The following is a 15,610-nucleotide window of genomic DNA, read 5'->3' on the forward strand; positions in this document are numbered from 1 at the left end:
GTTTGCATCCAAATTGTTCATTTTATGATTTTTTGACCGTTTCATTACTCCTTTTCCCTATTGCGCAGAATCCATTCTGTGCCTCTGAAAATATAATTATTCCAAAATGCCCAGTTATGTTTTCCGGGACCCTCTTCATACTTAAAAGAGGACAGCTTCCTTTCGAAAAAATCTCGATATGCACGATTTTCTTCCAGTAAAGCATCTTCTGTTCCGATCGCCATATAAAGAGATGGAATTGTTTTACCTTCCTCAATTTTTCTTTCGAGCAGATTCTTTAAGTTCAGATCTGACTCTTCAATATGAGCAACATCTCCAAAGACTTCGCAATAATATCCATAGTCCGCCAGAAAATTGCGGTCTCCTTCTTTCATCTTCCGGACATCATCAAAAATCAATGCACTTGAAAGAGCAATAGCTCCAGAGAACCTATTCGGATATGCTAAAATCGAATGGATTGCTCCGAAGCCTCCCATGGAAAATCCGCCTATCAGAAGATCATCCGGATCAATATTGAGATTAAAAGACTTGTGCAGATACTCTGGCAATTCCAGAGCAATATAATCCGCATATTTCCCGCCTCTCCAATCACGATTCAAATAGAAATTATTTCCTGTTGTTGGTGTGATTACCGCAAGATTATAATCCAACGCTATCTGCTGACCCATTCCACCAAAGATCCAGTCTGTATCTGTACCTGTAAAGCCATGAAGAAGAATCATTGTCTTCGTTTTTCTTTTATAGTTTCGATTTCCCAAAAAATCCTGCTCTGTAAGATCATTTGGGAGGACAAAGCTGAAATTCGTATGTGCCTGTATGCTATCTGCATAGAATTCCATTCTTCCAGTAGCCATGTTCATAGGCCCCTTTCTTTATCACGATCCCTATATCCTGATATTTAAAACGCAGTGCTTCATTTCCAAAACAGACTGTATTTTCCAGTTTTGCTTTTCCAGAAAACATGATATCCAAAGCTTCCCTATACTCATGAAAAATCATTGTTCCTAAAGGAGTCTCATGATGTGCTGGCCAAGTTTCATGAACATTGCTTTCCAAGGTAAGCAGCTTATTGATAGATTCAGAATACGTTTCGAGTGAAGTGGAAGTTCGCATGCACAGCAAGACATCACCCTTACAGCATGTATCAGCCGTGAACAAATTTCTGGTAACCGAATCAAAACAGCAGATTGAACCAACAGTGTGTCCAGGAACAGGGATGAACGAGATCTGCCGCATTCCAAGATTAATCGGAACAATTTTCCCACCAGGAGAAACAGGGAGTTTTTTTACCCGAGTCGAAACAGGAATATGATCAAGTTTCAGAATCTCAGAATTGATTCGATAAGTCTCAATATCGCTTTCTGAGATAAAAACCTCCGGAAAATGAAATGATCCCCCGATATGATCAAAATGACCATGTGACAAAACTACAGTAAGTGGTTTTCTGGAGATGTTCTGGATAATTTCCGGAAGTGGAATCTCACCATATCCTGTATCCAGAAGCATACATCTTTCCTTTCCTTCAAAAAGATACATATATACTGCTTCAGAACCAGTTCCTTCAGTTATCTGCCAGGTGCCATCACAAATCATTTTTACCGAAAATACACTCATGTTAACTGATGTTCAATCTGCTGAATGAATCTGCATAGTTCTTCACTCATTTTTTTGTGACGAATATAAGTCGGATGCCCAAGCGCCCCTACATCCGAGGAATCAGGCATCATCTTCTGGAACTTAAAACTGTAAATCCTTTGATCGCCATCTGCGCGTAACTCATCAGAAATAGATTTGATATGGTCAAAGAGATAATAATCCATTGTCCCTAGAGCACAGATAATAATAGTTTCCGACCCATATTTCTCTCTGAGGTAAGAAAGAAAGTCACGATATTCACGGGCAAACTTCTGTTCTGCTTCTTCTGGATTATCACTTTTGGCTATCCCTGTTGCATCATTGGTTCCAAGATTGACCACAACAATATCTGCATGATGAGAAGAAAAATCCCACCGTTGCTTACTACTCGAGAATGAATTAAACCAATCAGCATACGGATAAATTTCTTTCATTCCAAAAACATAAGGCATCCACTGAAAACCACTGCTTAAGGTAATGCCCGAAACGCAGACCATCTGAGGTTCATAGTTCAATTTTCTGGCAGTAAGAGAAGCGTAGGTTTCCCACCCGTCTTCATCAATCCCATAAAATAGCCGATTATAGTTATTAGTGGCAATTCCAAATCCGCATGTAATTGAATCTCCGATGAATTCGATTCTTCCATTATAAGAATGTGTTGATCTTGAAATAGTCCCATCATATCGAAGAATCTGAAGTTCCGTGCGATAGAATGCAGCTTCATTTAATCGGATCAATCGTATTCTATGATGTTCAGGAGCATTTGAAGAAAAGAGAAGATATTCTTCTTTCTCCGCATTCAGCTGAAATTTCCGATAAGGCTTTTCATCTTCATCCAGCAGAACAATTACCCAAGGCCAATCTGTTTGCTTAATCGTTTCACTCCGCTGTGTAACATCATTGATGATGCTTTCGCTCCATATGTATGGAGAAGTAATAATTTCTGCAAGAAGCAAAGAACCATCGAATTCAAATTCAAATCCCGAATCAGTCCAGTCAAAGATAATGCTTTTCCGATTCTGAGCAGACACAGTTCTCCCAAGCTGGCGGATCTGCGGTAAATCCAATGCGTAGTTTTTTCTCATAACAATATTTCTTTCAGCCATTCTGTGCATAAATCAGCCCAATGTCCAACATGCATGTCCGTTTCAGAAATATCATTTTCGCCGTCAGCAAGAGCGGTCCCATGCGAACCTGATCCAAAAATATGAAGTTCATACGGGACAGAAGCCTCTTCCAGAGCCTTTGCTAAAGACATTGAAAATCTTCCATCATCAGAAATTGTCTGCCAGATAAACATTGGAGGTGTATCAGGAGTTACGTGCTTTTCAGGAGCCAAAAAGAATCTCTCCTTTTTGTCTCTCCCAAATAATATTTTTTCTTCTTCTGTATATTTTTTCCCCAAAAATGGTCTAGGAAATGAAACAGTAGATAATGCACCATATCCTATCACTGCGGCGTCAGGACGTGCAGACTCTTTTTTCTCTTCATTACATGCATTCAGATCGTCAAGTTCATAAAGAGTTGCGCAATTTCCACATAGCATTGCTCCTGCAGAAAATCCCATCACCGCAATACGCTCGCTGACATTGAGTTCTTTTTTTCGGCAGCGTATCATCCGAATAGTCTTCTGCATGTCCTTAAGGCTATCCATTCTGGAGTAAGGAGCCAGTCTATATGAAAGAATTGCAGTATTGAATCCTTTCTGATGGAAATACCACGCAATATTTCCTGCTTCACATCCCGTCCTCCAATTAAATCCTCCTCCATGAGCAATCACGATAGTTGGCATTTTGGTTTCTTTCAGTTCGGAAGGAATGAGCACAAAATAAGCAGAGTGATCATCCCACAGATCTATTTTTTCAAATGGGCGCATAGCATCTTCCCAGACACTTTCATTCAGCGACCGATTCATACTGCCGTCAGGCAGATGATGTTCTGATACCGGAAGGATAAAGTCACGATTTTCTACCGCATGCTTCAGAAATTCAATATTGTTTTCAAACATAGAATCATCCCTTAACGCTTCCTTGGACTACGCCATCAATGATATATTTCTGGCCAAGCATATAGAATGTGAGAACTGGGATTATTCCTAGAACCAATCCAGCCATCATCGGAGAGTAGTCTGCAGTATGATTACTCAGGAATGTGAACGCAGCAATCGATAAAGTTCGTGTTTCCATTTTCGTGAGGAAAAGACTGGACATCAGATAGTCATTCCATACTCCCAATGCCACAAAGACAACCACTGTGATCACAATGGGACGCAGGAGCGGAAGAATAATTGAAAAGAAAGTACGTGTAAACGAACAGCCATCAATCATTGCCGCTTCGTCCAATTCCTTAGGAATAGATTCAATAAACCCGTGGTAAAGGAAAACAGCAAATGGAATATTCAGTCCAGCTGCAACATAAGCTACCAGAAAAAGATTATTTGATAAGCCAAGATAGCCTCCGAAAATTTTTACCAGCGGGATCATGTATACCTGAAACGGTGCAACCATAGAAGTTAGGAATGCAGCAAAGATGATTTTATTAATCCGGTATTTTTTTCTTGAAAAATAGTAACCCGTCATCGAAGCAATCAAAGTATTCAGAATGGAAGCAGTGACTGTGATAATGGCAGTATTTTTGAAAGAATTCCAGAAGTTCATCTTCTGTATTGCCTCTTTATAATTATCAAAGCTTAAACTATGCGGCCAGGCAAAAGGAGTAATTGTAAACTCCTGGGTAGTCTTAAAAGTATTGAGAACCAGGATATAGAATGGAATCACATATAGTATAAAAACCAATAAGACCAGAATAAATACTTTTCTCTTCTTTTTTCTCTGCATCAGTGTTCACCTCCTCTTCTTGTAAAATAAACCTGCAATAACGAAACCGTTGCAACAATCAGGAACAGAACAACCGCCTCTGCCTGACCAGCGCCAAACTTCATGCTTCCAAACGCTGTCTGATAGATCTTATATGCAATCAGTTCTGTTGATTTGTATGGCCCTCCTGAAGTAAGAGAAAGATTAATGTCAAATGACATGAACGTTCTCGCAATTGCCAGAAATATACAGATCGTGACAGAATTTCGAATAAGAGGAATTTTTACATTTCGAATCACCTGCTGATCATTGGCTCCATCAATTTTTGCTGCTTCAATTAATTCGGATGGAACATTTGTAAGGCCTGCAATGTAAATTACCATCAGATATCCTGACAGCTGCCAGATGCTGACAATGATCAAGGCTGCAAGCGCAGTATTCGGACTAGTCAGCCAGGACTTAGAAAGCCAGGAAATTCCAAATTGTTTTCCAAGACCTGTTAAGGCATAAGAGAAAATAAAATTCCAGATGTAGCCGAGGATAATTCCTCCGATTACATTCGGCGTGAAAAATCCTGTTCTAAAAATCTTCTGCCACTTAATCCCATCTGTTAGCGCAAGTGCTAGCAGCAGACCGACCAGATTACTTCCAATTACAGTGAAAAAAACATATTTTACCGTCTTAAAAAACGAATCTTGAAATGAAGCATCTGACAGAACTGCACGATAGTTTTCCAGACCAACGAAATGAAGATTCTGGGCTAAGCCATTCCAGTCAGTAAATGTGATAATGATTCCGTATATAAATGGGATTAAAACAACTGTTGTCCAGATAAATGTGGAAGGAAGAGCAAAGCCGCAGAAACGAAGAACCTCTTTATGCGATTGCCTTTTGTTAGTATTTCTTTTCATTGAATTTCCTCTAAAATCGGGCAGAAATGATAGTTCTGCCCGATTAATTCACATTGGATCGAATTATTTCTGGCTCTGCCAGTAAGAATCCATTGCTTTTGCAGCGTCTTCTCTGGAAATATCTCCTGCAAGATACTGGCACATCGTAGCACCATTTGCGTCCCAAAAGTCTGATGGAAGCAGGTTTGGAGTTCCGTAGAAATCATAATTCATTCCAGAAGAGATATATTTTGCAGTGGACTGTCCTAATGGGCTATCAATCGTTCCCTTGTAGTTCAGATAAGGCAGCGCTTGTCCGTTCACTTTTGCCAGCTGTTCCTCAGCGTAATCATCAGAAGTAAGATATTTGATGAACTTAATTCCAGCCTGCTGCTGTTCCTCTGTATTCTGAGAGATATCAATGCACATTCCCTTTGCGAAAGAAGTTGCAAGTGTTTGATTGACAGGATCATTCGCATCATCATTTGCAGGAACCGGCATCAATCCAAAAGTCTGACCATCCTGAATAATGGGAGCAAGATATGTCCATGCCCAGTCTCCCATGAACCATGTTGCCGCTTTTCCATCCACAAGTGCCTGTGCATCCATGTTGATGTTTCCAACAAGCGGATCTTCTTTGTTGTAGTTATGTGCAGCCATCAAGTCAAAGGTATCCATGTAGCCATTAAACACAGGATCATCTACAAGGCTTGTTGTTCCTGCCTTCAGATCAGCAACTTTCTTTTCTCTTGCGCTTACATCACCTACCTCAGCGCCATAAGATAAACCAAGATAATGAGATCCAAGAGACCAGTTAACACCAGTGAACATAGTGCCTGAAGCATCTGTATTCTGTTCGATCTTGTTAAACAGGTCTTCCAGATCTGAACGCGACTTGATGGTTGCAGGATCAAACGTCCCTCCGACTGCCTTATCGCACAGTTCCTGGTTATAAATAATTCCAATACCCGCTGCAGTTCCAGGAACACCATACACTTTTCCATCAAAGGTATAAGTACTCAATGCATCCTTGTTGATGTTGTCCAGAAGTTCATTTCCAGTGAGGTCCAGCATCCGTTCCTGATTTTCATAAATATTGATCGGATCCATATAGGAAACTGTTGGACCTTCATTGGATGCATATAATGACATCCATTTCTGCAGCTGATCGTCACCAGCGGCAATATATTCAACCGTAATTCCTGGATTCTTACTTTCAAAATCCTTAATCAGATCAAGATACATATCATCTTGTCCTGTCTGCGTCGTATAGAAAGAGATGTTAACTGCTTCAGAATTGCTTCCGGAAGTTGAAGCAGCTGTCTGAGAAGCAGACGTTGCAGAAGAAGATGATGATGAGCCGCATGCAGCTGCATTCAGTGCAAGCATGCACGCAAGAGAAACAGATACTATTTTATTCATATTTGGTATATACAAATTAGGCTCATCCAGCCAAGCATAACTTGTATGCGTCTCCTTTCTCTACCGGGTTTAGTATCGGTCCGGTAACCGTGTAGAATTGAGATCGTGAATGCGTACCTGTACTTTTCATTGTTGTAGCTTTGACTACGTGGAGGATTATCTGGCCGCTTCGTTGTATAGGTAACTGTGATTAGTTAGATGAGCCCTTCTCTTTTCTTGAAGTGAGTTCACATTTTGAACCATACTCTCTGATACTTTTTGAGGCGGTGGCACAGGTATTCGTCACATTCAATCTTTAAAAGGAGTTATTACTATGATTTGCATTGGCATTGATGTCGGTAAGTTCAAGCACTGTGCTGCAGTGATGGATGACAAAACCGGCGAAGTTCTTATCAAGTCTTTCTTTTTCACGAATGATCAGAAAGGGCTTGATCTGTTTTATTCCAAAACAAAGCAGTTTCTTCATCGTAAACATGCTGTAGGCATGGAAGATACCGGGCACTATATGATCAATCTGACGAAATTTCTTCTGGAGAAGAAGTTCACCGTCAAATATATCAATCCAAGATCCACTGCTCTGCGTCGCAAAGAGCTTGGTATGTCGGCCAAGAATGACCGTAAGGATGCTCTGCTTATAGCTGAAATGCTCAGCGAGAAGAAGTTCTGGCGTTCTGTCTCCGCTGTGACCATGCAAACAGATAAGCTGCGTGAGCTGACTCGTCTTTATCACCAGCTGAAGGAGCAGCAGAATCAGGATATGAACCGCCTTCAACGTGCTCTCGATATTGTCTTCCCAGAAGTAAATACTCTCTCCTGGACAAGATATTCTCAGTCCTATATGCAGTTCCTGTCCGAATATCCAAGTGCTGCTTCTATCGCTTCTGAAGATATCAGAAACCTTCGTAAAGCCCTTGAGGTAAACGGACGCGGCAGACGCTCTAAGGTGACTGCCGAAGAGATCAAAGAAGCTGCACGTAATTCAGTGGGTGATGACAACACAGCCGTTGCGCTTGAAGTTCAGTCTATGATTGCTCTGATCAATACTAGAGCTGAACAGATTGACACTCTGGATAAGAAAATAGAAGAATTCAGTCACCAGCTAAACTCTCCTATAACTTCCATTCCCGGCATCTCTTACATAACAGGAATGACTATTCTTGCGGAGATCGGCGATATCAACGACTTTCCTGAAGCAGCGAAGTTGATATCCTATGCCGGTATGGAGCCTCTTGTGCACCAGTCAGGCAAATATGACGCTGCACACATGCCTATTTCCAAACATGGATCCAGGTATCTGCGCAAGGCCCTGTATCAAGCTGTCTTCACAGTCTGTAAATACTGCCAGGTCTTCAATGATTATTATACTAAGAAACGAGATCAGGGAAAGACTTACCGTTGTGCTCAAGGACACTGCGTCCGCAAGCTCCTGAGAGTGATATACAAGCTTCTCTCCACCGATACAGTCTACGATTCTGCCTTAGTACACTAACCATTGATTCATTCTGATAAACATAATCCACATCATAGTCAAAGCTACAAATGTAGTTGTTTTAACTGTACTTTATTCACGATTTCAAAGATCACTTGTGAGATTCTGCTGGATTTCGTCTTAAATCTCACTTTCTGTCAATTTCTACTTGACTTCCTTATAGTTAAATCCTCCCACCGAACTAATTCGGCTTCACTTGGTAAACATAAGATATTATCAATCTGTCAAAATGTCAATCGTTTGACAGTGATTTCTTATTAATCTTATAACTTTCTTTATTTTTAGCCGTTATTTTATGATAATCGGATGTAAATGTTTTGGCACTTTTGAATGTTTGATATAATATTCTAAATAATGGTTGGATAGAATATGAAAGCAACTTTAAAGGATGTCGCTGCTGAGGCAGGAGTTACAGTCACAACTGTTTCGAGAGTTCTAAATAATCGAGGGCCTATCAGTGAAAAGACACGCAGAAAAGTGTATGACGCAATTAATAAATTAGATTATCGTCCTAATGAAGCTGCTCGATCGCTCGGGAAAAAGAGAACCAATGTTATTGGCGTGATTGTTCCAAGTATTGCCAACCCTTTCTTCTCAGAGCTAGTGAATCATCTGGAAGCCTACGCGTTTTCTAAAGGTTATCACATAGAGCTTTGCAATTCTTACCATGAAGAATACAAAGAAAAGGAATATCTGTCCCTTCTTCAAGAAAACAGAGTCGCAGGAATCATCATTTCCAGCAGAACAGAAGATATAGGGAAATACCTCACCGATCGTCTCCCTGTAGTTTCTTTTGAAAGAATCATTAATGAAACAACCGCAGCGGTAACCTGTGACAACTATGAAGGTGGAAAACTTGCGACAGAGCATCTTCTCCATTGCGGCTGTAAACATCTTGCTGCTTTTCAGATCAAGTCAGGAGTCCCCATGTCAGCAGACAAACGGATTGATGCTTTTCGCGATACCTGCAAAGCAAACGGAATTGAATTTAAGATTTTCCAAGCAACAGAGTCTCAATTTCAGAGCATGAGATTTCAAGATTTTTCCATGGAAATTCTGAAAAAACAGAAAGGCATCGACGGGTTCTTTATTCCTGGTGATGTTGCGGCCATTCAGTTCATAACTGCTTGTCAAAAATGTGGCATTCGGGTCCCTGATGAAATTCAGGTTGTCGGTTTTGATGACATCTCTATGGCCACCTGGGTGCACCCTCAGCTAACCACCATTCATCAGCCTATTGAACAGATGAGTAAGATTGCCGTTAATACAATTATTGATTTTGATCCTAATTCCTTCATCCCTCTTCAATCGGTTCTTCCAGTTAGTCTGATTGAAAGAGAATCAACCCGAAACCTTACTTAATCACGAAATTGAAAAGAAAAAGTTTCCCCGGAAGGGGCTGTTAAAAACCTCCGATAAAAAATTGGAAGTAATACAGCTCCTTTTATTATTGGCTGATGTTAAAAAGTGGCTTAAAAAGGGCTCGGGGATCAAACCCGGAGCCCTTTTTTTGTAGAATGTCTTTGACTAGGAGACATTTACTATGAAACATTTTAGCACGTGGCAGGCTTTTTTCATGTGTTCCTCCACTAGTTATTAATAATATATTATTTGAATAATACAGGCAGGTATTTTCTTTTTAACGCTGTATTATGTGAATAATACAGCAATTTCCCTTTTCATGTTATAGGCGCGGATACCCCGTCCATAGCTGTTAAGCTTGGGCGGGGAGGAAGTGCCATCCTCCTTCCTTTTTAATGCATGTCAGATCAGTCGCCTTAACTGATTTCCCTGTGCCTAGAATTACGCGAGCCCCTTTGCAATGGGAGCCATTGACAACGAACGTCTGAGAGTGAAACACAATCGTATCGCCGGGTTGATAGGCATAACGATTCTTCCGAACTGATGTGCGGCCAGAAGAGCACTTCTTTCCCCGGTAGATGCGCTGATTCTTGTCCGATCTTCGGCTCTCCCTGCGGTTTGTTCGTCCACATGAGAGCAACGAACCAGATTTTTTCTTCCCGTCTCTGATGTCGATGTATTTTGCATCGTAGAACTTTTCAAGAATCCGGTTGTTGCGGCGCTTCTTCTGATAGATAAGCTCTGCTGTCCGATGCCTTGGATGCAGAGAACCCACGCAGTAAGCATCGTTCGCATGCGTCTTTGCAAGATGAAGCGACTTTCTGGTTACAGATGTCTTTGCACCATACTGGATATGGATATCAATCTCTGGGTACTTCAGCACCAGTTCCCGATATATCGCCCAGCGCACGGTGCTCATATAGGTTGCCGCGGCCAGATTGGTGCTCTGCGGCTCCAGACCCCAGAGTGCACCGATCGGCTTGTGGTTCTTTGCTGTATGGCAATGCTCACAGACCGTAAGTAAATTGCTGATCCGATTGGATCGATATCCCTTCCAGTACCCAATGTGATGCGTATGCAGAATTACACCGTCTTTGATGGATTTGCCGCACACCTGACAGGTGTAGTGATCCCTGCTGAACACTGCTTCCCGTTCGGTCTGAAACAGATATTTCGATCCCTGCTGATAGTCCTTCCCTTCCGGGAGCGGCTTACCGTCTGCAATTGCCTGCAGAAGCTGGGTGTCGAACTTGCCCATCTCGAATGTCGCTGAGGTGATCGGCATAACTTTGCAGAACGATTCGAACAGGTTGATCTGGTTCTCCCTGCGATGCCGCAGGGAAGGCGCCATCTCCTGGTTCTTTCTGGACCGGTTGTCAAACCGAGGCTTCCGGTACCGCTTGCGATTCCGTCTTGTACGACGATACTTGCGGCGATCGTTATGCCGCTCTGTCTCATTGCTCAGCATGTCGTACTGTGCATGGACAAATTCGTGCTTTTCAGACTTGATGGATACGCCGACATGCTGATAGCCTGTATCACAGGCATACTCAATCGGCTGTATTTTCCCCTTCTCCCGGTCGGTTAACCGGATCGTGAAGATCGGACGGTATTGCTCAATGACAGCTTTACCCGCTTTGAGAAGATGCCGTGCCCGATACTCACTTGTCGGCATCAGACGGATGCCGGTGTTGCTGATAACCGCAACAGACATGTGCTGATGCCTCCTTTCTTTTTGCCCCGTTAGGGGCGCTTACGCTTTCTGCAGTCCTGAAGACCTGCAGCATCTCGCACTTACGATCACGAAGATCGCAGTAACGGTGGTCCACTTCGCCAATGTTGTCCGCTGGTCGAATACATCTGCTGTACGCCTCCTACCTCTCAGAGGCTTTTAGCAGCAGATCCCAAGAGGTCTGGACTTGTGGAGCATCCAGACGTAGCACAGCAGCAACGTAGTGCCCGAAGCACTTAGGCTAATCAACCAGGCTCGAAAAGCTGTAGTAGCCTTTCCAAGCCCCGTCTATAGTCCGCTAGGACTTAGGCGGGGTAGTTGACCCTTGTTCATGCTATTCCTCTCCGGAATCTTTTCGAAAATCCAGACTTTGGTCTGCTTCCTGTTTTGCTTTCTCGAGCTGTCTCTCAAGCGCCGGCTTCCGGTATTCCTTGATCTTTCTTTCCCGGATCTGGTCAGGAGACTCTCCGTCATAAGTCACGAATTTCTGGACGAGTGAATCTTTGCCAAGAGTCTTGTCCAGCATTTTCTTGATCTCTCTTTCCTTCGCATCTGCTTCTACGATTTCCGGAGTCCACTGGAAGTACACATAATTTGGCTTGGCAGCCCTTCCCCTTCCGATCGGAACCGGCTCAAATCCTTCAGTGATTGTTTTTGCATACATCCAGGTCAGAGATGAGAATTCCGGGATATGTTCTGCCAGATAATTGACAGCCGGATCGATTACCCTTCTCGTCAGTTCTTTTGTCTGATAGCTGTCCGGAACTCCATAGATCTTCCTGAAGTCAGCAATCGTGACAAAATAACGTCCGACCTGTCTCCACTGCTTCAGGGAACGATAGAGCTGCTTGCAGTAGGTGCCGGACAGAGAAAGATATTCTTTCAGCTGGAATAATGTAAAACCATTCTGTCTGAGGTAGTCATTGAACAGCGGCACAAATTCTTCGGCAACCGAAACTGAGAAATGATTGCCATCTTCACGCCGGTAAGATGACAGAAAATTGAAACGGGTATATCCGCCATCTGCAGAATAACGATCGCCTGCTTCAATCTTGAACTCGCTGATCTTATCCCAGAGAGAGATCTCCATGTCGATGATCTGTTTTCTTGTCATGTGATAAGTCGGAGCAATCAGCTTTGCCACTTCGAGATCTTCCAGCACAACCCGATTGGTCCCCTGGTACTGAAGCTGCGCCACAATGGTCATCAGTAAATTGTTCTCAGTTTCTGTCAGAGAAGATAGAGAAACCAGATTGAAGTTATTCTGATATTTCACCGTTTTTTTCATTCTGATTTCTCCCGGGAATTCTTATCCTAAAAAATTATAAAGAATGGTGCAGGATAAACAAAGGTATTTCCTAAATTTGTACACCATTATGTTTTCTTCCTATTTCTGTACACCTTTTGGAGCCTTCCTGGATCTGTACACCTTTCTTTCCTAAGTCTGTACACCTATTTTCCTATCCTGGTACACCGTTCTTCCTGAATCCGTACACCGTTAGTAAGAAACTTGTACACCGATCTTCTGATTTTTTCGCATATTCTCAGCTTTTTTCGGGCACTTAAAGTTTCTAATAGTCTTTTTAAATATTTGAAATATTTTCCTATAAAGAAAATGCCACCACTGTTCGTCTGGCTTCAAAATGTTATTTTTGGGGTTCAGTTTTCCGCCCTAATTTACTCAGAATTTAATGGTGTACTATTTCCGAAATTAATTATCAGCTTTTATTAATTCGAACTTGTACTTACCTTTATTAAGCTTTTCTATTTTAAAGAATTCTTCCAGGCCACCAGTGGCCTGGTTTAAAATTTCTGCATATTTAAGCCTATTTTTTAACTTTTAGCTAGAAAATTGAATGAATTCATTATTTTTACCTTCTATATTGCATATTCGGCTTTTCTGAATCTAAAAGCCATCATTTCTATCTTTGCTTTCCGATTCAATCAGCCTTAACCGTTCTTGGAATCCAAAGATATTTTTTACAGATAATATTGCTTAGGCCTAATTTCTTAAATTATTTTTTGGTGTACTAATTTCGAAAATAATTGGACACTTGTATTAATTTTGCAATTCACAACTAGGCCTTTTGTCTTCTCTCTTTTCATTGTTTCCAGTGACCCATTTCCATCGACAATTGTATTCGTTCAGTCCATCACGATAATCAGCCATTGCCATTGAAATATAAACTTCCGGTTAACGTGCTCGCAACATATGTTTTAAGAAATCCTGTCATTCGTACAACAAGGATCGAGAATTCCATTTTCTAAACAAAGAGGTCCAGACTTTCTACTACTTGTTTTCATGGGGTCTCATCCAAAAAGGAGCACTAGTAAGAATTGCTTACGAAGGGTTATTAATGAATTTGATTTCAATCAAAACCAATCTGTTAAACATTTCTTTCTGGAGGAACGGCTTTACTCCAAAGTCTTCTATTTCATGTTATAGGCGCGGATACCCCGTCCATAGCTGTTAAGCTTGGGCGGGGAGGAAGCGCCATCCTCCTTCCTTTTTAATGCATGTCAGATCAGTCGCCTTGACTGATTTCCCTGTGCCTAGAATTACGCGAGCCCCTTTGCAATGGGAGCCATTGACAACGAACCTCTGAGAGTGAAACACAATCGTATCGCCGGGCTGATAGGCATAACGATTCTTCCGAACTGATGTGCGGCCAGAAGAGCACTTATTTCCCCGGTAGATGCGCTGATTCTTGTCCGAGCGCCTGCTTTCCCTGCGATTTGTCCGTCCACATGAGAGCACAGCGCCGGACTTCTTGGCGCCATCCCGGATATCGATGTATTTTGCATCGTAGAACTTCGCAAGAATCCGGTTGTTGCGGCGCTTCTTCTGATAGACAAGCTCTGTTGTCCGATGCCTTGGATGCAGAGATCCAATGCAGTAAGCATCGTTCGCATGCGTCTTTGCAAGATGCAGCGACTTTCTGGTTACAGATGTCTTTGCACCATACTGGATATGGATATCAATCTCTGGGTACTTCAGAACCAGTTCACGATATATCGCCCAGCGCACGGTGCTCATATAGGTTGCTGCGGCCAGATTGGTGCTCTTCGGCTCCAGACCCCAGAGTGCACCGCCCGGCTTGTGGTTCTTTGCCGTATGGCAATGCTCACAGACCGTAAGTAAATTGCTGATCCGATTTGGCCGATACCCTTTCCAGAATCCGATGTGATGCGTATGCAGAATCACGCCATCTTTGACAGATTTACCGCACACCTGACAGGTGTAGTGATCCCTGCTGAACACTGCTTCCCGTTCGGTCTGAAACAGATATTTTAATCCCTGCTGATAGTCCTTCCCTTCCGGGAGCGGCTTACCATCTGCGATTGCCTGCAAGAGCTGAGTATCAAACTTACCCATCTCAAAGGTCGCCGAGGTAATCGGCATGACCTTGCAGAACGATTCGAACAGGTTGATCTGGTTCTCCCTGCGATGCCGCAGGGAAGGCGCCATCTCCTGGTTCTTTCTGGACCGGTTGTTAAACCGAGGCTTGCGATACCGCTTGCGATTCCGTCTTTTGCGACGATATTTGCGGCGGTCGTTATGCCGCTCTGTTTCATTGCTCAGCGTGTCATACTGAGCATGGACGAACTCATGTTTTTCTGACTTGATGGATACGCCGACATGCTGATAGCCTGTATCGCAGGCATACTCAATCGGCTGTGTTTCTCCTTCCTTCCGGTCGGTTAACCGGATTGTGAAAATCGGACGATAGCATTCAATTGCGGCACGTCCGCTCTTCAAGAGTTTCCGTGCTCTGTAGTTTGAAGTCGGCATCAGCTTTCTGCCGGTGCTGGATAATACTGCAACAGACATGTGCTGATGCCTCCTTTCTGCGGCTCAGCCGCTTTCTTTTGCCCCGTTAGGGGCGCTTACGCTTTCTGCATTCCTGAAGACATGCAGCATCTCGCACTTACGATCACGAAGATCGCAGTAACGGTGGTCCACTTCGCCAATGTTGTCCGCTGGTCGAATGCATCTGCTGTACGCCTCCTACCTCTCAGAGGTTTTTAGCAGCAGATCCCAAGAGGTCTGGACTTGTGGAGCATCCAGACGTAGCACAGCAGCAACGTAGTGCTCGAAGCACTTAGGCTAATCAACCAGGCTCGAAAAGCTGTAGTAGCCTTTCCAAGCCCCGTCTATAGTCCGCTAGGACTTAGGCGGGGTAGTTGACGTATGAACGCAGGGGTTCGCTCTCATAATTCTACTGCCAGACAGGTTGCAGGTGATAGAAAACCGGTTTTGCAG

Annotated in this window: 12 protein-coding genes; 2 read left to right on the top strand and 10 right to left on the bottom strand. The window is 42.9% G+C overall.

The features are described from left to right. Positions 1 to 44: 44 nt before the first annotated feature. The 7 genes from C7E00_RS15560 to C7E00_RS15590 form a co-directional block, all read right to left on the bottom strand. Positions 45 to 854 carry an alpha/beta hydrolase gene (locus tag C7E00_RS15560; RefSeq protein WP_167836648.1) on the bottom strand — a complete coding sequence of 270 codons (810 nt, stop codon included), beginning with the start codon at positions 852 to 854 and terminating at the stop codon, positions 45 to 47. Further along, positions 820 to 1,614 (bottom strand): MBL fold metallo-hydrolase, encoded by a 795-nt coding sequence (locus tag C7E00_RS15565; RefSeq protein WP_105305224.1) that lies wholly within the window; start codon positions 1,612 to 1,614, stop codon positions 820 to 822. The genes C7E00_RS15560 and C7E00_RS15565 overlap by 35 nt, the downstream gene beginning before the upstream one ends. Further along, complete coding sequence (locus C7E00_RS15570) at positions 1,611 to 2,720, bottom strand: SGNH/GDSL hydrolase family protein (protein ID WP_167836649.1); 1,110 nt, start codon at positions 2,718 to 2,720, stop codon at positions 1,611 to 1,613. Before C7E00_RS15570 ends, C7E00_RS15565 begins: the two co-directional genes overlap by 4 nt. Continuing rightward, positions 2,717 to 3,643: an alpha/beta hydrolase gene (locus C7E00_RS15575; RefSeq protein WP_105305226.1), complete on the bottom strand. Its 927-nt coding sequence runs from the start codon at positions 3,641 to 3,643 to the stop codon at positions 2,717 to 2,719. Before C7E00_RS15575 ends, C7E00_RS15570 begins: the two co-directional genes overlap by 4 nt. A 4-nt stretch (positions 3,644 to 3,647) precedes the next feature. Continuing rightward, positions 3,648 to 4,472, bottom strand: a complete 825-nt coding sequence (locus C7E00_RS15580; protein ID WP_204378702.1) for a carbohydrate ABC transporter permease — start codon at positions 4,470 to 4,472, stop codon at positions 3,648 to 3,650. Continuing rightward, complete coding sequence (locus C7E00_RS15585) at positions 4,472 to 5,362, bottom strand: carbohydrate ABC transporter permease (protein WP_105305228.1); 891 nt, start codon at positions 5,360 to 5,362, stop codon at positions 4,472 to 4,474. Before C7E00_RS15585 ends, C7E00_RS15580 begins: the two co-directional genes overlap by 1 nt. Before the next feature lie 63 nt (positions 5,363 to 5,425). Next, on the bottom strand, positions 5,426 to 6,763 hold the full coding sequence (locus tag C7E00_RS15590) for an ABC transporter substrate-binding protein (RefSeq protein WP_105305229.1): 1,338 nt from the start codon (positions 6,761 to 6,763) through the stop codon (positions 5,426 to 5,428). Positions 6,764 to 7,076: 313 nt separating this feature from the next. Between C7E00_RS15590 and C7E00_RS15595 the strand changes: the two genes are divergently transcribed. Both C7E00_RS15595 and C7E00_RS15600 read left to right on the top strand, forming a co-directional pair. Then, entirely contained in the window at positions 7,077 to 8,252 is a 1,176-nt protein-coding gene (locus C7E00_RS15595) for an IS110 family RNA-guided transposase (protein ID WP_105303714.1), read from the top strand. A 369-nt stretch (positions 8,253 to 8,621) separates the two neighbouring features. Continuing rightward, entirely contained in the window at positions 8,622 to 9,614 is a 993-nt protein-coding gene (locus C7E00_RS15600; protein ID WP_105305230.1) for a LacI family DNA-binding transcriptional regulator, read from the top strand. Positions 9,615 to 9,966: 352 nt separating this feature from the next. On the opposite strand, the gene iscB (C7E00_RS15605) is transcribed toward C7E00_RS15600, so the two are convergent. The 3 genes from iscB (C7E00_RS15605) to iscB (C7E00_RS15615) all read right to left on the bottom strand — a co-directional run bounded on the left by iscB (C7E00_RS15605) (position 9,967) and on the right by iscB (C7E00_RS15615) (position 15,178). After that, complete coding sequence (iscB, locus tag C7E00_RS15605; protein ID WP_105305231.1) at positions 9,967 to 11,328, bottom strand: RNA-guided endonuclease IscB; 1,362 nt, start codon at positions 11,326 to 11,328, stop codon at positions 9,967 to 9,969. A gap of 352 nt (positions 11,329 to 11,680) precedes the next feature. Continuing rightward, positions 11,681 to 12,634, bottom strand: a complete 954-nt coding sequence (locus C7E00_RS15610; RefSeq protein ID WP_105305232.1) for a RepB family plasmid replication initiator protein — start codon at positions 12,632 to 12,634, stop codon at positions 11,681 to 11,683. A 1,182-nt stretch (positions 12,635 to 13,816) separates the two neighbouring features. After that, positions 13,817 to 15,178 carry an RNA-guided endonuclease IscB gene (iscB, locus tag C7E00_RS15615; RefSeq protein WP_105305233.1) on the bottom strand — a complete coding sequence of 454 codons (1,362 nt, stop codon included), beginning with the start codon at positions 15,176 to 15,178 and terminating at the stop codon, positions 13,817 to 13,819. Positions 15,179 to 15,610 lie beyond the last annotated feature (432 nt).

This window comes from Anaerolactibacter massiliensis (assembly GCF_900290205.1).
GTDB classification, from domain to species: domain Bacteria; phylum Bacillota_I; class Bacilli_A; order Erysipelotrichales; family Erysipelotrichaceae; genus Bulleidia; species Bulleidia intestinalis.